The sequence below is a fragment of the Streptomyces sp. W16 genome (assembly GCF_033194735.1).
Lineage (GTDB): Bacteria > Actinomycetota > Actinomycetes > Streptomycetales > Streptomycetaceae > Streptomyces.
This window is the reverse complement of record NZ_JAWOAI010000719.1, coordinates 1-3,959: the sequence shown is the minus strand read 5'-3', so window position 1 is coordinate 3,959 and position 3,959 is coordinate 1. Positions and strand designations below refer to the sequence as shown.

General features: G+C 66.1%; 4 protein-coding genes. All 4 read left to right on the top strand.

The window, feature by feature from the left end; all coding sequences use genetic code 11:
* Positions 1–318: ROK family protein (locus R6V09_RS47815; RefSeq protein WP_317887726.1), on the top strand; the 318-nt coding region annotated here is incomplete at its 5' end.
* A gap of 278 nt (positions 319–596) precedes the next feature.
* The gene (locus R6V09_RS47810) at positions 597–1,919 is read left to right on the top strand and encodes an ABC transporter substrate-binding protein (RefSeq protein WP_317887725.1); all 1,323 of its coding nucleotides are present in this window, start codon (positions 597–599) and stop codon (positions 1,917–1,919) included.
* A 124-nt stretch (positions 1,920–2,043) separates the two neighbouring features.
* Positions 2,044–2,958 (top strand): carbohydrate ABC transporter permease, encoded by a 915-nt coding sequence (locus R6V09_RS47805; protein ID WP_317887724.1) that lies wholly within the window; start codon positions 2,044–2,046, stop codon positions 2,956–2,958.
* A complete protein-coding gene (locus tag R6V09_RS47800) occupies positions 2,955–3,857 on the top strand; it encodes a carbohydrate ABC transporter permease (RefSeq protein ID WP_317887723.1) in 903 nt (300 codons plus the stop codon). The genes R6V09_RS47805 and R6V09_RS47800 overlap by 4 nt, the downstream gene beginning before the upstream one ends.
* The last annotated feature ends 102 nt before the right edge of the window (positions 3,858–3,959 follow it).

Sequence of the window (3,959 nt, the reverse complement as noted above, 5' to 3'; positions counted from 1 at the left end):
GCCGACCAGCTCTTCGCCCTTGCCCGGCAGGGGCAGGCCACGGCGTGTGCCCTGGTCGGCCGCCACGCCGCCGACGTGGGCAGACTCGCCGCCGCCGTGGCCGCCGTACTGGACCCGGGACTGATCGTCCTGGGCGGCAGCACGGGCACGGACCCGCAGCTGCTGCCCGGGGTGCGGGCCGAGCTGGGGCGATTGAGCTGGCCCACCGAGGTGGTGAGCAGCACGGTCGGCGATCTCGGCACCGTGGTGGGTGCCGCGCGGCTCGCGGTCGCCAGAGGAGTCCAAACCGTGACCGATGGTGCGGGGGCGAAGGATTGACGGCCTCCGACTTGGTCTGCCAATGTCCGGACAAGCGCTTTCTAAGTCGGTCGGGACGCCGACTTGGGGTGAGTCTTCTCAGCCCGTACGCGACGTACGGCAACCGCACGAGGGTGTGCTTGTGCGGTGACGGCCATGACGGCCGGGGATCTCGCCCCGTGTGGATGACGCGGCCGGGCGAGGCCGCGCCCCCGGAAAGTGAACCTTCCTGCAAAATGCACCCGTGCCGCATCGGTCGGCGCCGTGCTCCGTCCCCTACGACGAAAAAGGGATCGAAGATGACCACTGTGGGTGTGCGGCGCTCTAGCCGACTCGGCCGCGGCGGCATGCGCCGCCTGGTTCCCCTCGCTGCCGTCGCAATGTCTGGTGCCCTGCTCCTCTCCGCCTGCGGGTCGGGGTCCGGTTCGGGCGGCACCTCCAAGTCGCTGACCTTCTGGATCTCCACGGTCCCGGGGCAGGACGCGGGCTGGAAGAAGCTGGTGGCGCAGTACAAGAAGGAAACGGGCGTCAACGTCAAGCTCGTCAACATTCCCTACGACGGGTACCCGACGAAGCTGCACAACGCCGCGCAGGCGAACTCCCTGCCCGACGTGGCGGACGTGCCCGCGCTGGACCCGATCTGGTCGAGCAAGCTGATCGACCTCAGCTCCATCGCCAACAACAAGACCAACAAGATCAACTCCAACTTCCTCGCCAAGGACTCGTCCGGCAAGGTGCTGGCCATCCCCTCGGACGTCACCGCCTCCGGTCTGTTCATCAACAAGTCGCTGTTCGAGAAGGCCGGCGTCGCCGTCCCGGCCTCGCCCTCGGACACCTGGACCTGGACCGAGTTCATCGCGGCGGCCAACAAGGTCCGCGAGAAGACCGGCGCCAAGTACTCCCTGACCTTCGACCAGTCGCCGTCCCGGCTCCGCGCCATGGTGTACGAGATGGGCGGCAAGTACGTCCACGCGGACTCCTCCGGCAAGTTCTCGGTGGACGACGCGACCAAGAAGGCCGTGAAGTACTTCGTCGGACTCAACGACGACAAGACCATGCCGAAGTCGGTGTGGACCAGCGGCGCCGACCCGTCCGCCATGTTCCAGAGCGGTGACGTCGTCGCCTACTGGTCCGGTGTCTGGCAGGTCGCCTCCTTCGCGGACAGCATCAAGAAGTTCGAGTGGGCGAGCGTCCCGACCCCCGCCCAGCCGGTGCAGGCCAGCGACGTCAACAGCGGCGGCATGATGGTGGGCTTCAACAACAACGGCGCCGCGTCCACCGCCGCGCAGAAGTTCCTGTCCTGGGTGTACGAGCCGGCGCACTACACCGAGCTGGTCCAGGCCTCCGGGTTCCTCCCGGTCGAGAGCGGTCTGAGCCCGAAGTACCCCTTCAAGTCCGCGGCGGCGCAGGCGGCGTTCAAGCTGTACAACGAGGAGATCCCGCTGTACGCCCCGATCTCGGGCTACTTCAACGGCGCGCAGACGGCCTGGGTGCTGAAGGGCAAGAGCCTCGCCACCGACCCGACCAAGACGGAGCTCGGCAAGGCGATCAACGGCCAGCAGTCGACCGACAAGGCACTGCAGAACATCGTGGACGGCTACAACACGGCGGTCGGCGGCTGATCGTAGGCCCAAGGGCCCGGGCGGCGGGATCGAGACACCGCCGCCCGGCCCTGGCCGCCCGCGTGATGCCGGGCTCACGGCGTGAGCCCACAGCAATCCATCCACCAGCACGGAAGTCAGGAAGATGACAAAAAGCGCCGCGGACGTGTCCGTGAGGCCGCCCAGGAAACGACGCAGCACCTACACCCTCGCGCCGCTCGTCCTCATCGCGGCCAATGTCGTGCTCTTCGCACTGTTCTTCGTGTGGCCGGCGGTGATCGGGCTCGTCTACTCCTTCACGAACTACACCGGTGTGGGGGCGTTCCAGTTCATCGGACTGGACAACTACCACAGCCTGTTCGGGGACTCCACCTTCTACGACGCGCTGACCCGGACGCTGCTGTACGCCGTGCTCTTCGTGCCGCTGAACTTCGCGCTCTCGCTGCTCGCCGCCAACCTGGTGGTGAGCAAGAACGCCAAGGGTGCGTCCGTCGCCCGTGTCATCTTCTTCATCCCGTGGCTGCTGTCGCCCATCGTCGTGGGTGTCCTGTGGCGGTGGCTGTTCGGCGAGAACTTCGGACTGGTCAACTACGTCATCGAGAAGCTCGGCGGGTCGGCCGTTCCGTGGCAGTCGAACGCGGACCTCTCGCTGATCGTGGTGGTGTTCGCGGCGTCCTGGGCCTGGACGGGCTTCTCGATGCTGCTGTTCATCGCGGCGATCAAGAACGTGCCGGTGTCGTACTACGAGGCGGCCTCGCTCGACGGCGCCGGCCCCTGGCGCCAGTTCATCAGCATCACGCTGCCGAGCATCGCGCCCACCTCGTTCATCGTGATCCTGCTCAACACGATCAACGCGATGAAGGAGTACCCGGTGTTCGTCTCCCTCAACAACGGCGGACCCGGAACCTCGAACAACCTGCTGGTCCAGTACATCTATCAGACCGGCTTCCAACGGGGCCAGATCGGCTACGCGAGCGCCGCGTCGTTCGTGCTCATGCTCATCCTGATGGCCGTCGCGATCATCCAGCTGATCGTCAACCGGCGGGTGGAGAACCGATGACAACCACAGACATGCCGCGCAAGGTCGACGCCGGTTCCGGACGGTCCGTTTCCAAGAAGCGACCCCGCGGTGCGAGCAGTGGTGGGCTCCGACGGGCCGTACCCGCGACGACATTGCTGTGGATCCTGGCGTGCCTCTACGGCCTGCCGGTGCTGTGGTTCATCCTCAGCTCCCTCAAGCCGGCCGGGGACCTGTTCTCCTATCCGCTGACCTTCATCCCGCACAACCCCACCCTGTCGGGTTACTCCCAGGCGTGGCGCAGTGCCAACTTCTCCCAGTACTTCATCAACACGACCATCGTGTGCGTGATCACGACGATCCTCACGGTGGGCGTCAGCTGCTGCACCGGGTACGCGCTGGCGAAGTACGACAACAGATGGCTCAAGGCGTTCTTCATCTGCATCCTGGCCACCACGATGCTGCCCGGCGAGGTCATGCTCGCCCCCGAGTTCCTGGTGGTCCGCAACCTCGGCCTCTACAACTCGTTCGCCGGCATCATCCTCCCGGCCGTGCTCACCGCGACCGGCTGCTTCATGTTCCGCCAGTTCTTCATCACGGTCCCCGACGAACTCGTGGAAGCCGCACGCATCGACGGCGCCCGCGAACTGTCGATCTTCCTGCGGATCATGGTGCCGCTCTCCCGGCCCATCATGCTGACCCTCGCCATCCTGTCCTTCCAGTGGCGTTGGAACGACTACATCTGGCCGCTGCTGATGCTGAACGACCCGAACAAGTTCACCGTGCAGATCGGCATCCAGAGCATCGTCGGCGCGCAGAACATCAACTGGTCGGTCCTGCTGGGCGCTTCGGTCATCTCGATGATCCCGCTGATCGTCATCTTCCTGGTCTTCCAGCGCTACGTCATGGGCGCCGACATCAACGCCGGTCTGAAGGACTGACCTTGTCCACCCCGCTCGACCACGAGTTCGTCCGCGCGGTGGCCGGCGCCGCGGACCGGTCGGCCGCCCCGCTGGCGGCCGACCCCGACGGGCAACTCGCCG

Excerpts from the sequence above, each read along its gene's own strand:
- R6V09_RS47800 (WP_317887723.1), top strand. The coding sequence starts at position 2,955 with ATGACAACCACAGACATGCCGCGCAAGGTCGACGCCGGTTCCGGACGG.
- R6V09_RS47810 (WP_317887725.1), top strand. The coding sequence starts at position 597 with ATGACCACTGTGGGTGTGCGGCGCTCTAGCCGACTCGGCCGCGGCGGC.
- R6V09_RS47805 (WP_317887724.1), top strand. The coding sequence starts at position 2,044 with ATGACAAAAAGCGCCGCGGACGTGTCCGTGAGGCCGCCCAGGAAACGA.